The 19,568-nt window shown below is 65.0% G+C and carries 17 protein-coding genes; 10 read left to right on the plus strand and 7 right to left on the minus strand.

Annotated elements, in window-relative coordinates; all coding sequences use genetic code 11:
• Window positions 1-22: 22 nt before the first annotated feature.
• Together ACQP1T_RS28840 and ACQP1T_RS28845 are read right to left on the minus strand one after the other, a co-directional pair.
• Window positions 23-193 carry a hypothetical protein gene (locus ACQP1T_RS28840; RefSeq protein ID WP_433756178.1) on the minus strand — a complete coding sequence of 57 codons (171 nt, stop codon included), beginning with the start codon at window positions 191-193 and terminating at the stop codon, window positions 23-25.
• Entirely contained in the window at window positions 190-420 is a 231-nt protein-coding gene (locus tag ACQP1T_RS28845; RefSeq protein ID WP_433756179.1) for a hypothetical protein, read from the minus strand. The genes ACQP1T_RS28840 and ACQP1T_RS28845 overlap by 4 nt, the downstream gene beginning before the upstream one ends.
• Before the next feature lie 273 nt (window positions 421-693).
• Between ACQP1T_RS28845 and ACQP1T_RS28850 the strand changes: the two genes are divergently transcribed.
• The 7 genes from ACQP1T_RS28850 to ACQP1T_RS28880 all read left to right on the plus strand — a co-directional run bounded on the left by ACQP1T_RS28850 (window position 694) and on the right by ACQP1T_RS28880 (window position 5,164).
• Window positions 694-969 (plus strand): hypothetical protein, encoded by a 276-nt coding sequence (locus ACQP1T_RS28850; protein ID WP_433756180.1) that lies wholly within the window; start codon window positions 694-696, stop codon window positions 967-969.
• Complete coding sequence (locus ACQP1T_RS28855) at window positions 959-1,459, plus strand: DUF6879 family protein (RefSeq protein ID WP_433756181.1); 501 nt, start codon at window positions 959-961, stop codon at window positions 1,457-1,459. Before ACQP1T_RS28850 ends, ACQP1T_RS28855 begins: the two co-directional genes overlap by 11 nt.
• The gene (locus ACQP1T_RS28860; RefSeq protein ID WP_433756182.1) at window positions 1,456-2,289 is read left to right on the plus strand and encodes a helix-turn-helix domain-containing protein; all 834 of its coding nucleotides are present in this window, start codon (window positions 1,456-1,458) and stop codon (window positions 2,287-2,289) included. Before ACQP1T_RS28855 ends, ACQP1T_RS28860 begins: the two co-directional genes overlap by 4 nt.
• 377 nt (window positions 2,290-2,666) lie before the next feature.
• A complete protein-coding gene (locus ACQP1T_RS28865) occupies window positions 2,667-3,170 on the plus strand; it encodes a TrmH family RNA methyltransferase (RefSeq protein WP_433756183.1) in 504 nt (167 codons plus the stop codon).
• 42 nt (window positions 3,171-3,212) lie between these two features.
• A complete protein-coding gene (locus tag ACQP1T_RS28870; protein ID WP_433756184.1) occupies window positions 3,213-4,205 on the plus strand; it encodes a YncE family protein in 993 nt (330 codons plus the stop codon).
• A gap of 48 nt (window positions 4,206-4,253) precedes the next feature.
• The gene (locus ACQP1T_RS28875; RefSeq protein WP_433756185.1) at window positions 4,254-4,538 is read left to right on the plus strand and encodes a hypothetical protein; all 285 of its coding nucleotides are present in this window, start codon (window positions 4,254-4,256) and stop codon (window positions 4,536-4,538) included.
• Between the two features lie 47 nt (window positions 4,539-4,585).
• Window positions 4,586-5,164 carry an NUDIX domain-containing protein gene (locus tag ACQP1T_RS28880; protein ID WP_433756186.1) on the plus strand — a complete coding sequence of 193 codons (579 nt, stop codon included), beginning with the start codon at window positions 4,586-4,588 and terminating at the stop codon, window positions 5,162-5,164.
• A 4-nt stretch (window positions 5,165-5,168) separates the two neighbouring features.
• Here the strand turns inward: ACQP1T_RS28880 and ACQP1T_RS28885 are convergent, their stop codons facing one another.
• Window positions 5,169-5,588, minus strand: coding sequence for a pyridoxamine 5'-phosphate oxidase family protein (locus ACQP1T_RS28885; protein ID WP_433756187.1), 420 nt, complete (start codon window positions 5,586-5,588; stop codon window positions 5,169-5,171).
• Window positions 5,589-5,809: 221 nt separating this feature from the next.
• Between ACQP1T_RS28885 and ACQP1T_RS28890 the strand changes: the two genes are divergently transcribed.
• From ACQP1T_RS28890 to ACQP1T_RS28900, 3 genes are all read left to right on the plus strand, one after another.
• Window positions 5,810-6,220 carry a hypothetical protein gene (locus ACQP1T_RS28890; protein WP_433756188.1) on the plus strand — a complete coding sequence of 137 codons (411 nt, stop codon included), beginning with the start codon at window positions 5,810-5,812 and terminating at the stop codon, window positions 6,218-6,220.
• 30 nt (window positions 6,221-6,250) lie between these two features.
• Window positions 6,251-6,823, plus strand: a complete 573-nt coding sequence (locus ACQP1T_RS28895) for an N-acetyltransferase family protein (RefSeq protein WP_433756189.1) — start codon at window positions 6,251-6,253, stop codon at window positions 6,821-6,823.
• Between the two features lie 221 nt (window positions 6,824-7,044).
• Window positions 7,045-7,218 (plus strand): hypothetical protein, encoded by a 174-nt coding sequence (locus ACQP1T_RS28900; RefSeq protein ID WP_433756190.1) that lies wholly within the window; start codon window positions 7,045-7,047, stop codon window positions 7,216-7,218.
• Here ACQP1T_RS28900 and ACQP1T_RS28905 read toward each other — a convergent pair.
• From ACQP1T_RS28905 to ACQP1T_RS28920, 4 genes are all read right to left on the minus strand, one after another.
• Window positions 7,167-7,856 (minus strand): S1 family peptidase, encoded by a 690-nt coding sequence (locus tag ACQP1T_RS28905; protein ID WP_433756191.1) that lies wholly within the window; start codon window positions 7,854-7,856, stop codon window positions 7,167-7,169. The two genes, ACQP1T_RS28900 and ACQP1T_RS28905, sit on opposite strands and share 52 nt — an antisense overlap.
• A 161-nt stretch (window positions 7,857-8,017) precedes the next feature.
• Window positions 8,018-15,223 (minus strand): amino acid adenylation domain-containing protein, encoded by a 7,206-nt coding sequence (locus ACQP1T_RS28910; protein ID WP_433756192.1) that lies wholly within the window; start codon window positions 15,221-15,223, stop codon window positions 8,018-8,020.
• 225 nt (window positions 15,224-15,448) lie between these two features.
• Complete coding sequence (locus ACQP1T_RS28915; protein ID WP_433756193.1) at window positions 15,449-17,923, minus strand: FAD-dependent monooxygenase; 2,475 nt, start codon at window positions 17,921-17,923, stop codon at window positions 15,449-15,451.
• A 314-nt stretch (window positions 17,924-18,237) separates the two neighbouring features.
• Entirely contained in the window at window positions 18,238-19,527 is a 1,290-nt protein-coding gene (locus tag ACQP1T_RS28920; protein ID WP_433756194.1) for a bifunctional RNase H/acid phosphatase, read from the minus strand.
• Window positions 19,528-19,568 lie beyond the last annotated feature (41 nt).

Below are 19,568 nucleotides of genomic sequence, written 5' to 3' on the forward strand. Positions count from 1 at the left end.
AACCTGACCAGCCGGGAGCCGATCAGTACTCCCGTGACGGGTCGGGCTTCATCCCGCCCGTGTCCTCGCGTTCGATCCGTTCGCGGATCCCCCTGACGGTGTGGTCCTTCGGAATCCGTTCCGGCCACACGATCACTCCGACCGTCACCGCCATCGGCAGGCCGAAGCACACGACCCACCCGAGCATGATCACGGCAGGTCTCGGAGCAGTCGCAGCACTGTGGCGCACGTCTCGGTGTCGGCTGGCTCGACCGGGCCACTCGGCGCGGCTATCTCCGCACCCGGAACCCGTTGCGGTAGCACACGATCGGTTCGAGTCTGCAACTCCAGGTACACACCCGGACAGTCGTCCCCGTCGCCGTAGTCGGCGACCTCCAACAACCCGCCTGGGAACACGAACAGTCGTGTGCGCCTGTCCATCTCGACTCCTGTAGTCCGATGTTGGTAGGCACCCCGTGACCGGTTGGCGTCACATGCCACGGGGGCCGACTCGAACGCTACGAACCGCTTACCGTGTCGGTCCACGATCATGCTCAATCATGCACAGATCGAAGATTCCCACTGCACAGCCAGTATCGCTGAGCCACAATCGATTAGGTGTGTGCAACCTCATGCACGACTCAACAGGGAGGTACAGCGATGTCGTTACGTTTTCTAGGCAAAGGCGGAAGCACCAACAACGGATGTCCTACCTTGCTGGCGAACGACCCTGGCGGGTACGTCGTCCAAGCATGGAAGACAGACCGGACCGATACCGTTGAGCTACCTCACCTACTGCTCGGCTTCTTGGAGCCGGATACGTTCATCGGTGCGACGTTGACCGACACCGGCCGGGGTACGTTCCGGCTGACCGGTCGACCGATCACAGATGACGAGACACTGAGCCAGCTCGACCTGGCCGACGACGAGACGGCTATCGAGGTCCCGAAGCTAGAAAGGACGTTCTACGGTGCGGCTAGTGGCCGATGAAGGTTTCCCGGATCTACTCCGGTCCTGCAAGCGGGAAGCATTTCATCTCGAAGTGCTCGACTCCTACGCCGAGCCGTACGAGAGCGAACCGCTACGGCGATTCCTGGCGGGCGAGCCAGATGACTACGAATGGTTCCAGGACTGGACGAACCTGATACAGGAAACGGTCAACCGCGGCGTAGCGGTTACACGGGTGCGGATCGTCACCGAGCCGCACACCGATTACACCCGATTCTCGATGGCCGCAGCAGAACTCAACACTCGAGCTGGTGAGGACATCCGGTACCTTCCCCGGCATCTCGCCGGGGAAGTGCCACCGGATGATTTCTGGCTGTTCGATGATGAGCTAGTCATATTCTCTGCGTTTGGAGACTCCGGGGGCTGGTCCGGGGCGGTAACTACCGACCCGTACATTGCCGCTTACTGCCACGGACTAAAAGAACGGTTCTGGTCTCTGGCTGTACCCTATTCGGAGTACGTCACGCGGTGACCGATTCCGTACACCAGCAACGCGAATCTCTCGGGGCACGGCTTCGGGAGATTCGTTTTACTGCGCGTATATCCGGCGCAGAACTAGCGCGACGTAACGACTGGGACCCGAGCAAGGTCTCGAAGATCGAGTACGGCAGAATTAAGCCGTCGCCTGACGATATATACGCATACTGCCGAGAGTGCATGGCGGAAGACCAGCTAGCGGACCTGCTCGCTACTCGGCAAAACATAGAATCCGCATACCTCGAATGGCGGAAGATCCTCGGTACCGGAACCAAGCGCCGCCAACAAGCATCCATCAAATGGGAATCCGAAGCTCGGATACTCCGATGGTATGAGTCTGTGCTGATTCCGGGCCTGCTCCAAACGGCCGAATACGCTACCGGCATCCTGCGGAAGGTTATCGAGTTCCAGCAGATACCAAACGATCTAGACGAAGGCGTCTCGAAGAGGATGCAACGCCAACAGGTCTTGTACCAGCGAGATCATCTATTCCACTTCGTCATCGCCGAACAAGCTCTATATACGACGGTCGGAGACGATCAGACCATGATCGGACAACTAGACCGACTGCTGGCCGTTCAGGGAATGCCGCGGGTGACGTTGGGGATCGTTCCCTTTATGGCACCGTTCGAAACCGCAACCACCAGCTTCGTGATGTTCGACTCAAAAATGGTTTTGGTTGAGGGTGTCACGGCAGAGCTGAACATTACTCAGCCCAGAGAAATAAAGGTGTATCACCGGACGTTCGATATCCTGGTCAGCCAGTCCGTGACCGGTGAGGCTGCACGTAAATTGATCGGAGCAGCACTCGACAAACGACGCTGACGGCGCCGGAATGCCGAACGAGGGCTATCGGCTTGATTACCCATGCACGATGGCAGAAGTAATCATGGCAGCTGATCGACTTGCATACCCGTACGCTATCGCGCACCCGGGTTCGGTGGTTGCCTCGGTCTCAGCATAGAATTGCTCGACCAGGCAGCGTCTACTAAGCGAGGCGCGCGACGCAGACCCAGCGCGATCGCGCACTGCATGCCGCAATACCGACGGTATGCTGGAACGGTACGGTCGGTCGTCAGGATGATCGGCCACGGCGATGGCTCGGATGCGCCGCGAAGCATCTCGCTGATGGAATTCATTGTCTGCCAAGACTTCCGCTCCCTCGGGAAGGGTATTCCCGCGCGCCGGTGACGGCGGCGCGGGTGCGTACCCGCCCCGAGATCCGCCGGCAGCGCCGTCCGCGTTCGCATGGCTGTTGGAATCATCTACTCGCGGCACCGCTTTGGCCCAAGCACGGTGTCAATCTCGGCACTTTGCTTCGCACATGTGATGCGGTCGGTGCGTGTATGGCGGTGCCGCGGCGGCCGTGGGTGCCGGATGCGCTCAACCATGGCAATACGCTGCGCCACCGGCAGTGCGTGCATTGGATCGACGGGCGGGTCGATCGGTGGCTGCAGCGGCAACGGGGCGGAGGTTCGGCGATCGTGGGCGTCGAGCTGACCGACGAGTCCATTCGGCTCGCGGATCTGCCCGTCGCCCGCAAACGCACCGTCATCGTGCTCGGCCACGAGTCCACCGGTATCCCACCCGAGGGGCTGGAGCTGCTGGATATGGCCGTCGAGATCCCGATGGTGGGCACCGGACACAGTCTCAACGTGGCCGTCGCCGGGTCCCTGGTGCTTTACAAACTCGCGGGCCTGTGCTGAGTTCACTAGCCTGAAACCACGATCACCTCCACGGGAGGCTCGATGGGATCGATGTGGCGGATGGGCCTGGCCTGCGCGGTTGTCATGATGGCGGCCGGGTGCGGTACCTCGGTGCCCTCCGACGCACTGCCGCTGCGTCAGGTCGGGCAGGTCGACTTGCCCGGTGCGGCAGTGCGATTCGACTATATGAGCCTCGACAGCGGATCCGGCCGGCTGTGGGTGGCGCATATGGGTGCGGGCGCGGTTGTCGAGGTCGATATTCGTGCGCATCGGGTGGTGCGCACCATATCGGACCTGCCGGACGTGCACGGTGTGCTGGCGGTACCACAGCGGCGGCGGACCTACGCGACCGCGACGGGACGCAACCAGCTCGCGGCCATCGATTCGGAGACCGGCACGATCGTGTGGACCACACCGACCGGCGAATATCCGGACGGACTCGCCTACGATCCGCGACGCGGTGCGGTGTGGACCACCGATCAACGCGCCGGCACCGAGACGGTTGTCGATGCGGATACCGGAACCGTCCGTGGCACAGTGTCACTGGGCGGGGAGGTGGGCAATGTGGTCTACGACGCCGATGCCGATCGCATGGTTGTCGCCGTGCAGGGCAAGGGCGATCTCGCGGTCATCGATCCGGAGACGCTCGCGGTGACCGATCGGATTCCGGTGCCGGGCTGCGCTGGACCACACGGGCAGGCATTGGACACCGCTGATCGGCTGATGTTCGTGGGGTGTGAGGACAATGCCCGTCTGGTCACGGTCGATCTCACCCGACGGAATGTGGTCGGCGAGAACAGCGCCGGCGAAACTCCCGATGTGCTGGTCTATGACGGCTCGGCGCAGCGGCTGTATGTGGCCGCCGAGAGCGGTTGGGTGAATCTGTTCGAGCAGCGTGCGGGGCATACGACCGCGCTCGGGTCGAGTCATCTCGCCGACGGCGCGCACACGGTTGCCGTCGATCCGGAAACTCACCACAGTTTCTTCCCGCTTCCGCAGGGACCGGTGCTGCTGGAGTTCGAGCCATCGAGGTAGGTCGCGGTAGATTGCGGTGGAGTTCACCTCGGAGGTGGGGAGCATGGGATGACCGATCCATTGGCGTTGGAGATTCGGCGACAGCAGGTGTTTCATCGGCTGCGGGAACTGCGTGGGGAACTGGCCGGGCTCGATGCCGATTACGGTTCGTTGCAGGCCTCGGGGATATTGGTCGATACCGAGGGAATCGGGGCGCTCACGACCCCGGCATACTGCATTGCCGGGGCGCGAGAAGTCTTCGAGGAGACCATGATCGAGCTCGATGCCGCCGCCGATGCACTCGATCGTGCGGGGGTCTACACCACCCGGCTGCGCCCGGTGGTCCTCGAATAGCCCGCGCTGGGCGAACCTGTCGGTGCCCGCGACTACAGTCGCCTGCCATGAACCCCGCGACCGCGACCGTCGCCGAGATCGTCGACGGGATCACGCCGCTCGACGCGCTCGAGCGACAGCATATCGAGGACACCCGGGCCTGGCTGGCCTCGACCGATGATGTGTTCCGTCGCGTCAAACCCGACACTCCGCCACGACATCTGGTCTCGTATGTGGTGCTCGTCGACCCGCGAGCGCACAGCGTCCTGCTCGGCCGCCATCTCCTCGCCGGACTGTGGCTGCCGACCGGCGGTCATATTTCGCCGGGAGAACACCCGCTGGCGGCCGCCGGACGCGAGGCCGCGGAGGAATTGGGCATCGATCCCGAATTCACCGTCATCGGAACCGAACCGTTGTTCCTCACCGTGACCACGACCGTCGGCACCCACAGCGGACATCGAGATGTCAGCCTCTGGTACGTCATCCGCGGCGACCGCACCCGCGAATACACCTTGGACCCGGGCGAATTCGGTGCGGCACGCTGGTGGGATATCGACACCTTCGACCGCACCGACGCCGATCCACATTTCGCGCGCTTCCTCACCAAACTAGAACCGCTACTCCCCGAGAGGATTCCGGACCTGTGAGCCACTACCGATCGACCGCTTCCGGCCCCACGTACTCGATTCCGGTGACGATATCGGGCAGGATTCTGGTCACTCGATCACCGGCACCGACAGTCCGAGCGGGCAAGAACTGTTGGTAGTGCACGATTTCGTGTTGGTCGCGCACGGTGTCGGCGATACCGGTCACGATCACACACCAGCCGAGAGAGGTTTGGTGGTCGATCGCGTCCACCTCGTAGGCCACGACTTGACGATCGAGCGAACCGGTCGTCGCGGCGTCGGCATAGATGACCAGATGGTCCTCGACCATCGCGTGGCTGACCGGGCGAATCGCGGGTAAGGCGTAGCGCGAGAAGGCGACACGCCCGAATCCGATCGTGCCAAGCAGGTGCAGTGCGGTATCGACCGACAGTTCGCGTGACTCCCGCACACCGTGTGCTGCCATACCCCATTGTCCACCAGTTCGCGGCGTGAAGCAGCCCGTATCGGTCACCTCATACCGGACAGGCGGTGATCATGTTGCCTACCAAGCAATTACACGGTACGAAGGATAAACAGGTAGCGGTTTCCGAAGGAGCCGTTCATACCCGCCGAAATCGGGCGCAGTAGAACGGCCACGTCTCCGGGTCCCGAAACGTGGCCCACCAATACTCAGGAGGAATTTCGATGCCCGACGATGTGCGGTCGAGCTCCCGGACCGGCGCCCGCGGTAGCAGCAGCCGAAGCACGTGGCGTAGTCGGCCGCGACGATCATTCGGCCCCGCCAAGGAGCTATCCGGAAACGCCACCGCGTTCGCCGATTCCAGCGATCGGCTGGTGCGCCGCCTCTTCGATACCGGGCTGCGGCTACACAAACTCCGCATGGTCTTCGATCGGCCGGACCCGAGCGCCGCAGAGTTACGAACGGCGAGCGATGCGATCGCCGCGATGCTCGACGATCTGGATGGGCTGATCCGCGAAACCGGACTTGCCATGCTGGATCTCGCCCACGAACGCGACACCGAGACAACCGAACCACCGCACAGCCAAGCGATACACGCCGGACGACTGACGAACCGTCGCGGCCGACTACGCTGAGCTGCCGACTCAGCGCATTACGATCGCCTGATGAGGGTGCGGCAGTTGGGTGGGGACGAGTGGACGGTCGCCCGGGAGATTCGGCTCGATGCCCTGGCGGGATCGCCAGCGGGGACGTTCGCTTCGACATTAGCGGTCGCATCGCGGTGGGATGAGCCGCAGTGGCGGCAGTGGATGGGTACGCGGCTGCTGTTCGTCGCCGAGCGCGACGGCCGGGTCGTCGGCTCGGCGGGTATCGTCACCAAGGCCGACGACAGCCCGCCGATCGTGGTGTCGGTCTGGGTGAATCCGTGCGCACGCGGCACCGGAGCATCGGACCGCCTATTAGCTGCCACCATCGACTGGACCAGGGCGCATCGTCACGGGGAACTTCGGCTCTGGGTCGTCGAGGGCAACCGTCACGCCGAGTCCCTGTATCTACGAACTGGTTTCGCGTTTACCGGACGCCGACAGCGCTGCGGCGAGGATGATCCGCGCCTGGAGAATGAGATGTACATTGCGATGACGTCCGGTGTCGATCCGGCTCGACCTCGCGAATCACATCTCGACGGTCACACAAGCTCCGGCACCGAGTCCACAATCCCGCCCGCCGCACCCCGCTGACCTCCAGCGCCGCGAAGACCGCAACCCACAGCGCGCCGATCAGCAGGAACGCGACGCCGAGCCCGGTCAACTCGAGCAGACCTGAGAACGCCAAGACCAACGACGAGGTCGCCGCCCAACCCCTACCGCCGGATTTCAACGATGCACCCGATGACGATGCGGCACAACCCAATCCGATCGAGGTCCCGCTGCGCATCCGAACTCCGTTCGGCGAGCTTCGCATGTTCAGCACCATAGCCACGTTCGGCGCGCCCGCGGATGTCACGCTATCCGAACTCGCGATCGAATTGTTCTACCCACTGGACGAATTCACCGCAGCAGCACTGCGCGGACTCGCGCCGAATCAGATGAGTTGGAATCCGCTGCCGACCCCGCCGGTGGCGTCCACGGCCTGAAGTATCTGCTCGATCGGCGCGAAGAATGCCGGTGAGTGAATGGGTATCGCCGGGAAGATGCATGGAATGTTGAATCCGACGCCGTTCATTCCGGTCAGCCGCCCCTGATTCATGCCGACCAGTCGATCACCGACGGTGACCGGTCCACCGGAATCGCCAGGCTTGGAACATGATTGGTTGATCGTCGTGCCGTCCAGCGAACCCCAGACCACGCCGCAGTCGAATCGGCTGCTGCGCCCGCTCGTGCACACCGACTCACCGGGAACCGGTGCCGCGCCCAATCCCGCGATGGTAGTCGGGCCGACATTGCGCACGGGCGTGACCTTGGCCGAATCGAATTGCAGCACAGCGAAATCGAGTCCTTCGCCGTCATCGGAGAACGCGACCGTGCCGATCACTCCGGCGTCCAGGAAGCGCTCGGCGCCGAATCGCGCACCGGTCGGGGCGCAGTGGCCCGCGGTCAGTCCGACCAGGTGCCCGGCGCTGTCGTGGCCGATCGCGGTCAGCGAGCACGCGGCGTTGTTGTCGAAGACCAGGCCGGAACCGCCGCCGACCACGGCATTTTCGGCGGCCTGCGCGGTTCCTGTCCCCACCAGTCCCACTACGGCCGAGCACAGCGCGATCATCCCCAACTTCACGGCAACCACTCTCCTTCTCGAAAAGCGCTGGCCGACATCGGAATCGACACAGTCGTCAGCCAATCGCGCACACATGACGGAGAGCCGCCCCCGATAGCTGCGGCCACTCCGGAACTCTAGTTCACGCTTCCGGTTAACCGTAACCATCGGGGGCAAACCGATCAGGCGTCGAGCATTTCGGCGCCGAGCTCCCGGTCCGGATCCGGATCGGCCGCCGCCAGCGCCGAGTCCAACTGCACCGCGACCTCGCGAACGTGCGGTTCGGTCATCATGTGCAGGTGGTCGCCGGGCACCGGGACCAGCGTGAAGCGCCGGGCCGCGTACTGCTGCCACCCGTTGTTCGCGCTGTCGAACATGCTGCCGACGGCCTGATGCGCGAGATCCACACCCGGCGGCAGGCCCTCCTCGGCGCGCAGCAGGGTGAAATCGCGGTCATAGGGTTCGAGCCGGTAGTCCAGCAACGCCGTGTAGTTGGCGTAGAACACCTCGTAGAGCCGCCGGATCGCCTGCGGTGAACTGTCGGCGGGCAGGATGCCGGACCGGATCGACTCGGCGAGCATCGCGTCGAAGAGTTCCTCGGATCCGTGTACGTCGGGTTCGAAATCGACGAGCGCGGCCTTGTTTCCGCGTGCGTACCACAGCAATTCGAGGAAGAACCAGCGAATGAGCTGCTCCTCGGCAATGGGTTCGCGAGCCTGCTCGCGCAAGGCCATGGTGTCCAGCAGCGTCACACTGGCCACCTCCCGCTCGGGCAGTTGCCGCGCCATCTCGAGCGCGACATTGCCCCCGAAGGACCACCCGGCCAAGTGGTAGGGCCCCTCCGGATACACGCGACGCACCGCCGCCAGATAGGACTCGGCCATTCCGACGATCGTCTTCTCCGGCGTGCTGCCCGCATCCGCACCGGCGGCCTGCAGCCCGTAGATCGCGCGATCCGGATCGAGGTAGCGGGCAAGTGCCAAGTAGCACAGCACATTTCCGCCGATCGGATGCACCAGGAAAAGCGGTGGCTTATGCCCGCCGACCGTGATCGGCACCAGCGGATCGAAGGTGCGCCGGGTATTTCCGGACCGGATCAGCGCCGCGAGTTGGGCAGCCGTCGGCGCGCCGATGAACGAATCCAATGGCACTTCGGTGCCGAAGCGCCGCGACAACCCCATCACCACGCGCATAGCGCCGATGGAGGTGCCGCCCGCCGCGAAGAAGTCGTCGTCGAGACCGATCGAGCGCAGTCCGGCGTATTCGGCGAGGAGTTCGACCGCGGAGTGCTCGAATTCGTCGGCCGGTTCACGTTGTGCGGCAATTGATTCCGGTGCGGATTCGACGATCGCGCGAAGTGCGCCGTCGTCACGCTTGCCGCTGGGTGTGCGGGGCAGCTCGTCGAGGAAGACGAATCGGGAAGGCACCATATGCGTGGGCAGTACGCCGCGTAGATCGTGGCGCAGCGCGGTCAGATCGGTCTGTTCGGCGTCGCCGACCAGGAAGGCGATCAGCGCACCGTCGATCCCGCCGAATCCCCGTGCCACCACGGCCGCTTCGGTGATGGTCGGATACTTCTCGACCAGTCCGAGGATGTGCAGCTCCACCTCGGCGGGCTCCACCCGGAAGCCCCGGATCTTGACCTGACTGTCACTGCGGCCGAGGCATACCAGATCGCCGGAGGCCAGCCGGACGCCGAGATCACCCGTGCGGTAAAGGATCGCGCCGCCGTGCGCAGCCACGAAGCGCTGTGCGGTCAGCGCCGCTCGGTCCTGGTAGCCGCGGGCGAGGGAACGGCCGCCGAGGTAGATTTCACCGATCACACCGTCGGCCACCGGACGCAGCGCATTGTCGAGCAATTCGACGGTATCGCCGTCGACCGGGCGGCCGATGGGCGGCAGCGCCGGGTAGTCGTCGGGTGTGCCCGCGAGGGTGAATACGGTCGCGACGTGGGATTCCGTTGGGCCGTATTGGTTTTCCAGCAGTAGCCCCGGCACCACTCTGCACAGTGCGCGGATCTCGTCGGTGATGCGCAATTGCTCACCGGAGGACGCGAGCACTTTGAGGTCGACCGGGAACTTCCGCCGGGCGACCACGGCCTCCGCGAAGGCCTGCAGTGCGACATAGGGCAGGAACAGCCGCTCTATGCCTTCGGCGATAACGATATTCAGCAATTCCTCGACATTCGAGCGCAAATCCGCCGAACTCATCCGCAGCGTGGCACCCGCGGCCAGGGTCGTGAAGATCTCCTGGAACGACACATCGAAGCTCAATGGCGCCAGCTGCAATGTGCTGGCCAGGTTCAGGCCCGATGGGCTGCGGTTCTGCCAATCCACCAGCGTGGTAAGGCCGCGGTGCGGCATGGCCACACCCTTGGGCTCGCCGGTGGAGCCGGAGGTGAACAGCACGTAGGCCAGCGCGTCGGGCGAAATGTAATCCGGAACAGCGAAATCCATGTCACTGTCAGCGGTCGGATCGAACACCTCCGCCGTGTCCAGCACCAGTCGGACATCGTCGACGATCTCGGCATAGGCGGCGTCGGCGATCACCCGGTGTGGGCGGGCGCGGTCGATCATGAGATTCAGCCGGGCCCGCGGATAGCTGACATCGAGCGGCACGCAGGCCGCGCCCATCCGCATGAGTGCCAGCACCAGCAGCACCAATTCCGGGCGACGGCTCATCAGGATGCCGATCCGGTCGCCGGATCTGATCCCCAAACCGTTGAGCCACCGGGCAAGTCGCTCGCTGCGCTCGATCAGGTCGTCGTAGGTGAGGCTGGATTCGTCGCCCTGGACGGCGATGGTGTGCGGATTGAGCGCGGCCGCGTCGGCGACCAGTGTGCCGACATCGCGCGCGGTCGCCGGACCGGTGCAACGATCGATCGCCGCATCCGGATCCGCCACGATCGCCGCCAATATGCGCAGCTGAGTGACCGCGACGGTCTCGCATTGATCCTTGGTCAGCGTGTGATCACCGTTGACCCGCAACCACATTCGGCCATCGCGCGGGTCATGGGCCACCGTGACCAAGAGCTGGAAGTTGGTGTCCTCGCGAACGTCGAAGTCGCGCAGGGTGACTCGGTCCGCACCGAGGATCGGTGCGAACAGATGGTAGTTGATGAAGTTGAATGCCGTCTCGAAGGCGGGCCCGCCATCGGCCAGGATCGACCGCAGCGGATAGCGCCGGTGCGGGTAGGCGTCGCGCTCCCGGCGCGCTATCTGCTCGACGGCCGCGCGCCAGGTGGTTGCGGTGTCGTCCAGCCTTATCGGCAGCGTGTTCAGGAACAGGCCCGCAATGCTTTCCGCACCTGCCCGATCCGGTCGCCCGTGGCTGACCACACCGGTGGTGATATCGGCGCGGCCGGTCACCGTGCGCAGGGTCAGGCAGTGCGCCGCCAGGTAGACCGCCTTCTCGGGCACCTGATGCCGGGCGGCGAATGCGGTGACCCGATCAGCCAGCCGACGCGGCACCACGGCGGCGGCCTCCGGTTCCTCCGCACCCGCGCCCTCGTGGACGCCAAGGGCGGTAAGCGCGGTCGGGTCCGCTCCGGCCAACGCCTCGCGCCAGTACTCGCGGGCCGAATCATCGTGCACCGCAGCGATTTCGGACCGGGCATACTCGGCGAGGACGGTGGCCGCATGCGGCGTGTCATCGATACGGGTTTCGATAAGTCCCAGCTTGTTCAGGTAGTCGACCAGCAGTTCGAGCACCGAGGTCGCGACGCTCCACCCATCCAAAATCGCGTGGTGGAAGCTGAGCACCAGATCGACGGTCTGAAGGGCGCTTTCGGACGGCCGCAGGAATACCCGGACGGCATGTAGCGGCGCGCGTGCGAGGTCGTACCGGGCGTGCCTGCGCTCCTGCGTGTAGTCCTCCACCTCCTGATCGGCCAGCACCGGATCGAGATCGGAGACATCGACGACCTCCAGCTCGTACTCGATCGTCCTGTGCACCACCTGCAGCGGGACCGAATACTTGCTCAGCTCGAACGAGGACCGCAGTGCGGGCTGTCGACGCACCAACCGGTCGAATGCGGCGTGGAATCGCGCGGCGTCCCACGGCATTTCGAACCGATACCGGAATACGTCCTTGTAGGTCACCGAATCGGCGCGCTCGATGCTGTGGAAGAGCATGCCGAGCTGCAATGCGGTGGCCGGGAAGGCATCCTCGGCCCGATGCAGTGCGGCGCGGTCGATCAGCGGCACCGTCGCCAATGGATCGGCGATGCGAATCCGGTTGCCGCCCGGGCCATCCGAGACGATCCGGGCCAATTCGGCAATCGTCGGATGCTCATAGAAGGCATCCACATCGAAGAACAGTCCGGCGCGTTCGGCGGCGGTGCGCACAGATAGCGCGAGTATGGAGTCGCCGCCGTGGGTAAAGAAGTTGTCGTGTACACCGATAGAGTCGATACCGAGCACGGTCCGCCAGACCTGTGCCAGCTCGGCCTCGACCGGCGTCCGCGCCGCAGGCGCGGCCATCGAACCCAGCCGCGGTTCGATCGGCACACCGACGAAGTCGGCATGCTCCGAAACCGCCGCCGCCCGTGCCAGTGCCTTGCGATCGGTCTTGCCGTTGGGAGTCAACGGAATACGATCGACGCGCAGCAGGCGGGTCGGAATCATGTAGCGCGGCAGGCGAATCGCGATCTGTTCGGCGATCTCGTCACCGGTCACGTCGTCGCCGACGAAATATCCGACCAGATGCGGTCCATGCGTCTCGGATTGCTCGTCGACGACGACAGCCGCACGCACACCCGCGCAGCCGAGGATCGCATTCTGCACCTCGCCGAGCGTGATCCGGTTACCGCGGATCTTGACCTGATCATCGAAGCGGCCCAGGTATTCCAGGGTGCCGTCGACCAGCCAGCGCGCCAGGTCACCGGTGCGGTAGCGACGTCTGCCCGGCACGGTCAGATCGTCGACGAATGCGGCCGCGGTCAGGTCCGGTCGACCACGGTAGCCGCGCGCGAGGCCGACTCCGGCGATATTGAGTTCACCGGGTACACCGATGGGCATGCGGCGTCCGGATTCATCGAGCACCAGCAGGTCGATATTGTCGATCGGACGGCCGATGGGCACCAGATCGAGCGAATCACCGTGCGGGCAATCGAAATACGAGACGTCCACGGTGGCCTCGGTCGGGCCGTAGAGGTTCACCAACTGCGGCGCCCGCTGCGCGACCGCGGCGAAGGCGGCGTGGAAGCGCCGGACCAGTGCGGGCGGCAGCGCCTCGCCGCTGCAGAACACCTGGCGCAGGCCCGCGATGCGCGGCACGATCGTGCGATCGGCCTCCAGTTCGTCCACGAAGGCCGCCAGCATGGACGGCACGAAGTGGATGACGGTCACCGCATTCGCCTCGATGGCCTCGGCAATGCGGCGCGGATCCCGCTCACCGCCGACCTCGAGCAGCGCCACCTTGGCTCCGGTGATCGCCCACCAGAACAGCTCCCACACCGAAACGTCGAAGGTGACGGGCGTCTTCTGCAGGATCACATCATCGGCGAACAGCGGGTAGCGGCGCTGCATCCAGGTCAGCCGGTTGACCACCGAGTGATGCTCGACCATCACGCCTTTCGGCACACCGGTCGAGCCCGAGGTGTAGATGAGATAACTCAAATCGTGTGGGTGCGAGACATTTTCGGCGGTGCCGGGCAGTGTGTCGGCCACCGTGATACGAGTGACGCCGAGATCCTGGTAGACCCGCGCATGTTCACTTCCGGCGACCACGAACCGCGCTTCGCAGTCCGCGAGTACCGTTTCGATACGCGCCGCCGGATAATCCGGATCGAGCGGCACGTAGGCGCATCCGGCACGAAGGATGCCGAGCACCGCGATGAGCATGTCGGCCGAACGCGGCAGGACCATCGGAATGCACTCGTTGCCGGTGACGCCGAGCTCGTGCAGACGCGCCGCGAATCCGTCCACCAGAGCGGACAATCGGGCGTAGCTGAGTTCGCGGGAGTCGGCCGACACCACCGCCACCCGGTCCGGATGTTCGGCGGCCGTTTCGGTGAAGAGCCGATCAATGGTGGTGTATGGGAATTCAACGCGCGGACCCGCCTCGAAAGCAGCCACTTCGGCACTCGCCCGCTCCGAAAGCAGCGGCAGCGCACGCACCGCGGTCTCCGGATGGTCCAGCGATGCGGTCACCATTTCGCCGACACCGCGCAGTGCCGATTCGATCGGAAAGCTCGCGTCGAAAATGTCTGTGTCGTAGAACAACTGGAGGCTGATCGAGCCGTCCCGACCGTTTTCCGCGGTGACGATGGTGAGTGCGTTGGTCACCGAACCCGGATTGTGCACCGTCCATTTCGAAAGCAGTTCGTGGACGTAATCGGCATCGGGCAGTTTCGTGTGCGAGAAAGCGACGTCGTAGAGCGGCGGCGCCGCCGGATCCGGATTCAGTGCGCGGGTCAGCTCGCCGTACGGGAAGCGCTGATGCTTCTTGAGCTTTCGAATCTGCTGGGTCACCTGCTCCGCGATCTGCCTGAGCGGCACCTCACGATCGACGCGTACCGGCAGCGGGACCACATTGGCGCGATGGCCCTGGGTGCGATAGGTCTCCGCGGAGTGCCGGTTCAGCATCGGGACGCCGATCACCACCTGATCGGTGCGGTGCACCGTCGCGAGATACGTTGCCACCGCGGCGGTCAGATACGCGAAGACGGTCACACCGGTGGCACGGACACGATCGAGGTACTTTCCCGAGATCATCGTGTTGTAGTGGCCGCGGGCGATTCTCGGCGAGCTGGTCCGGTTGGCGAACAAGGCTGGTTCGACGCCGTCGAGCGCGGCGAGCAGACCGGCACGGTCGGCCGTGTACTGGTCGGATGCCCGGTACGCCGCGTCGTCCGCGACGATTCGACGATAGGTGGCCACGGAACGATCGGTGTGCTCGTCGGCGGGCTCGGGCATCGCAAGCTGGTCGAGCGGAACGTCTTTCATCTTGTAGCTGGTATCGAGCGTGGCGATGACCGGATTCATGCCATAGCCGTCGGCCAGCGCGTGGTGGAAGGATATGAAAAGGAAGAACCGGTCCGGCCTGTCCACCACCGCGGCCAGCCGCGCGGGCCGATCAGGCCGCTCCGGCGCGCCGACCTCGCGCCACAGCCATTCCTGGGTAGCTGCCTCCGGATCCGGTGCACCGGTCAGGTCGATGACCTCGACCGGCGGAATCTCATTCGAAATCCATTGGCGGAACTCGCCGTTCTCGAAGGCGAAGCGCAGTCGCAATGCGTCATCGCTCATCAGTGCTCGCTGCCAGCATGCGCGCAGCCGCTCGATATCCAGCGGCTCATCGATGCGCAGGCTATAGGTCTGCTGCGCAACAGGTTCCGGCGCCAGCCGGAATGCCAGGCCGAGTACATCGCGCTGATATGCGCTCACCGGCCATGCTTCGATGGGTCTCTCGGGATTTGCGCTGGTTTCCGACGTCACAGTCACTCCTATCGCGACAGTCGCGGCACAGACCGTGCGCAAACTGTCCAGGACCCACCCCTGATGACGCCGAAACGCAAAGCTGTTACCACTTGTATCCAGTTTTCAGACAGCGCGAATTACCGGCATCGACATCGATGCCGGGATTCGCGCTCGTTTATGGGTGCGAGCCGGTCAGATCACCGACAGCAACGCGCGCACACTCTCATCGGCAAGACGCTCGGCGCGCTCGCGCGACACCGCTGGCTCGACATAGCCGAGGTTGAACGACAATTCGCCGTGCGTGGCATTGGCGGTGGCCATGATGAAGCCGCTCACCGACATGCCCGAGACGAATTGCGCGCCCGAGAGCTGCCACGCGCCGATCTTGTCCGGGAACGCGTAGCTACCCAGGTAGGTCATACACAGGTGACCTGGACCGCGGGTGTCCATCAGCTTTACCGTGGATGCACTGGCGGCCACCGATTTCGGTGCGGCGACCTTCAGCAGGCTCAATGCCGCGAGATGGTCGCGACGGTCCATCCGTGCGCCGTACTCGCGCTCGATCTCGGCGGCGATCTGCCACAGCGACGACCACGGCGCGTATTTCGCCGGGGTCGCGATCATGCCCTGGTAGGTGCCTACCTCGGTGTCGGCGACCACGCCGCCGAGGTGGCCGCGGAAGTTCACCGAACTGCCGACGGTGTACCAGGATTCGGTGTAGGTGCCCGACTCGCGGGCCGCCGCGATGAGCAGCGCCGCCGAGAGCGCGGCCTGCAGGCCGACGCCTTCGCGTTCACAACCTGCGGTCAATGCGTCGAGTTGATCGGCGTCCAGGCTGCGGTGCAGGACCCGGCTGCGTCGCCGCGACGGCGGTGCGAGCTCGGTCGGCTCGACTCGGCGCGGCCGCTTCAACTGCGACTTCTGGTCGCGCAGCAGCGATCCGACGGTGCGACCGAAGCCCTTGGCGCCCTGGAACTTTGCCGGGAACAGTTGCTCCGGACCCGGTCGGACCGGGGCTGGCTCGAGCTCGAGGCCATCGCCCGCGGCGACCTGCAGCACCTGCTTGGCCACCGACATCGCGCTCTCGCCGTCGGCGATCGCATAGTGCAGCGTGACGATCAGATCGCTGGTCGCACCGGTCGCATCCGTGATGAGCACGGCGCGCGCGAGCGGACCGGAGTGCCAGTCGAAGGGTTCGCGCAATTCGACCTCGTCGACCTCGGTGAGCCAGGCATCCGGATCGGCGGATTCGACAACCCGCAGCGGAATCGGCGTCGGCACCGGCACGAAACGCGGTGCGGTGCCGTCCGGTTCGGCCGCCACCGCGACACCGAGCAGCGGATGTCGACGCTGCACTTCGTCCAGACCGGTACGCACCTGCTCCGCCGTGATCGAGCCGTGCACTCGCACTCGGGCCAGAATATGCAGCGGCGCAAGCTGATCCGCGATCCAGTGCCAGCGCTCCACCGGGGACAGCTGGCGTGGCAGCCGCGCGGTCGGTCCCTCCAGTGGAGGGAACGACATCGGCTTGGCCAATTCGCGCAGGAAGAATTCGGTGGGGGCGTGCCGGAAGTAGGTGTCGCGCACCGTGACCAACCTGGGGTCGGTCGTCTGTTCGACCTTCCCGAGCGACCACGAGCCGTTGACGAACATGGCCGTCCGCTCGGCGCGCGTCTGCTCGTAACGACGCAGGCCCGCAACGGGATCCAGCGAGGTCTTCAGCGTGTGGGCGAGTACGACCGCGTCCTCGATAGCGGAGTTGGCGCCTTGGCCGAGGCTGGGCAGCATGGGATGCGCGGCATCACCGAGCAGGGTGACCCGGCCGCGACCCCAGCCGTCCAGCGGCGGCCGGTCCTGGCAGGGCACGGCGAGCACGTCGGCCCAATCGGTCTGATCGACGCAGGCACGCACCTCCGGCGCCCAGTCGGCATAGAGCCGCCGCAGATCTTCCTTGGTGCCCTGCCAATCGGCGGCCTGCGCGCCCGGCATGGTCATGGTGCCCCACCAGTACACCCGGCCGTGGCCGATGTCGTGGATGCCGAAACGCATTCCGGCGCCCCAATAGTGAGCGGAGTAGCCGCGCGGCACGGCGGGATGTTCGAACGGAATGCAGGCCAGCCAGGCCACGAAATTGCCGGGGCGCGGTTCGGCGCGGCCGTGCAATTGGGCGCGCACCACGGAGTGGATGCCGTCGGCGCCGATCAGCAGATCGCCCTCGGCGATGCGGCCGTCGGCGAATTCGACACGCACGTGCTCACCGTCATCGATGAACCGAGTCGCTTGTGCGCCAACATGAGTCGGGGTGTCGCCGATCGCGCGCAGCAGAACCGCGTGCAGATCCTTGCGGTGCAGCGCGACGCTCGGTGCGCCGAGCCGCTCGTCCTGGCGGTGCACCGGAAGCACTCGGATCGGCGTGCCGTCGGGGTTGTTGAAGCGGAAGGTCTCGACCTTGCCGCCACGCTCGAACAGTTCCTCCTCGATACCGAGGCCGATTGCGCGCAGTGCCTTGATTCCGTTGGCCTGCACCGAAAGTCCGAATCCCTGGCCACGCAGCTCGGATGCGGCCTCATAGAGTTCGACCGCGAAGCCCGCCTGTCGCAATGCGGCGGCCGTGGTGAGCCCTCCGATCCCCGCACCGAGCACGATAACCTTGATCGGACTACTCATTCGAACCTGCGCTTCCATCGAATCACTCGACCGCACAGGACACTTCATCGTTCGAAGCGACCACCGAGCAACGCTGCCCGCAGGTTCTCATCCCCCCGAGCAGCACTGTTCGAAGACCTTCGTTATCCCCGACCAGACAGGCGGGGCGGGATGCCTGTGCCTGACCGATCCGAAGCCTACCGCTATAACCGTGTCTGAAACGTTACCGTGTGAGATTCCACCCAAAGGGGTCGTTTCGACAAGCCGAATCCATTGTGATGGGCCATAATTCACGGTTCGCGAAAAAGATGGGGTTGGTCCGATGCCCAAATTTCTCAGAGGTAGGACGTGTCGTTGACCAACCGAACCGACGAACCGCCGTCCGGATAGAACTCCGCGATCGAGAGCGACGCCAGGTCCAGGTGCAGGCGATACAGCAGCGACGGGCCGACGCCGAGCGCCAGTTGCAGCAAGGTCTTGATGGGGGTCACATGGCTGACCACCACGATGTTCTGGCCCGGAAACCGCGCGACCAGATCGCGACGGACCGCCTCGACCCGTTCGCGGACCTGGTCGAAGCTCTCACCGTTCGGTGCGGGCAGCGACGGATCGCCGAGCCAGCGGGCGTGCAGCTGCGGATCTCGTTGTGCCGCTTCCAGGAAGGTGAGCCCCTCCCATGCGCCGAAGTCGGTTTCGGTGAGGCCATCCACAGCGTGCATCGGCACGCCCAGTACGGTGGCGGCGGCTTCGGCGGTCTCGCGGGACCGGCCGAGCGGGGAGGTGACCACGGCGGCGATTCCGCCCTTCGCGGCGAGCATTTTCGCGGCGCGCGCGGCTTGTTCCCGGCCGAGATCGGTGAGCGGCGGGTTGCCACGACCTGAGTAGCGGCGCTCGATCGAGAGCGCGGTCTGGCCGTGGCGCAGCAGCAGGAAGCGGGTCGGACGGCCGGTCGCGCCGGTCCAGCCGGGCGCCTTTTCGGCGGCGGTCGGCGTCGGACCTTCGGCGGCTCGGGAATCAGCCGCGGTCGACTGTGCGTCCCTGGCTTCATCGATCCAGCTCGACAGCTCGGCTTCGGCGCCGCGGGCGGACGCCGGGGGTTCATCGGTCCAGCCGAGCAGCTGTTCTTCGGCCTCGCGCACCTCCTCTCCCAGCGTGGCGGCGGCCGCGCCCGCATCGAGTAACTGCCGCTCGGCGGCGTGCACCTCGCCGATCAACGTGGCGTCGTCCATCGCCTCGTTCGCCAGCCGGTCGGCGTGGGAGTTCTCGGCGCGCGGAATCCAGCTGAACGTCACGCTGTCGAATCCGCTGACCAGCCTGCGGGCGCGGTCGGCCAGCGGAATCATGGACGCGTGCTTGACCTTCCAGCGTCCGGACATCTGCTCGACGACCAGCTTGGAATCCATGCGCACCGACACCACGCGCGCGCCCAACTCCGCCGCCGCCTCCAAACCCGCGATGAGCCCGCGGTATTCGGCGACATTATTGGTGGTGATGCCGAGGTATTCCCTGCGCTCGGCGAGGATACGGGTGTGATCGGCAGCGAAGACGACCGCGCCGTAACCGGCCGGGCCCGGATTGCCCCGGGAACCGCCATCGGCCTCGACGATCACCTCGCGCTCGGTCATTGTTCCCCTCGTCCTGTTCGACAGCCGACCATCCGTCGCTG

It is taken from the genome of Nocardia sp. CA-135398, from assembly GCF_050955845.1.
Lineage (GTDB): Bacteria > Actinomycetota > Actinomycetes > Mycobacteriales > Mycobacteriaceae > Nocardia.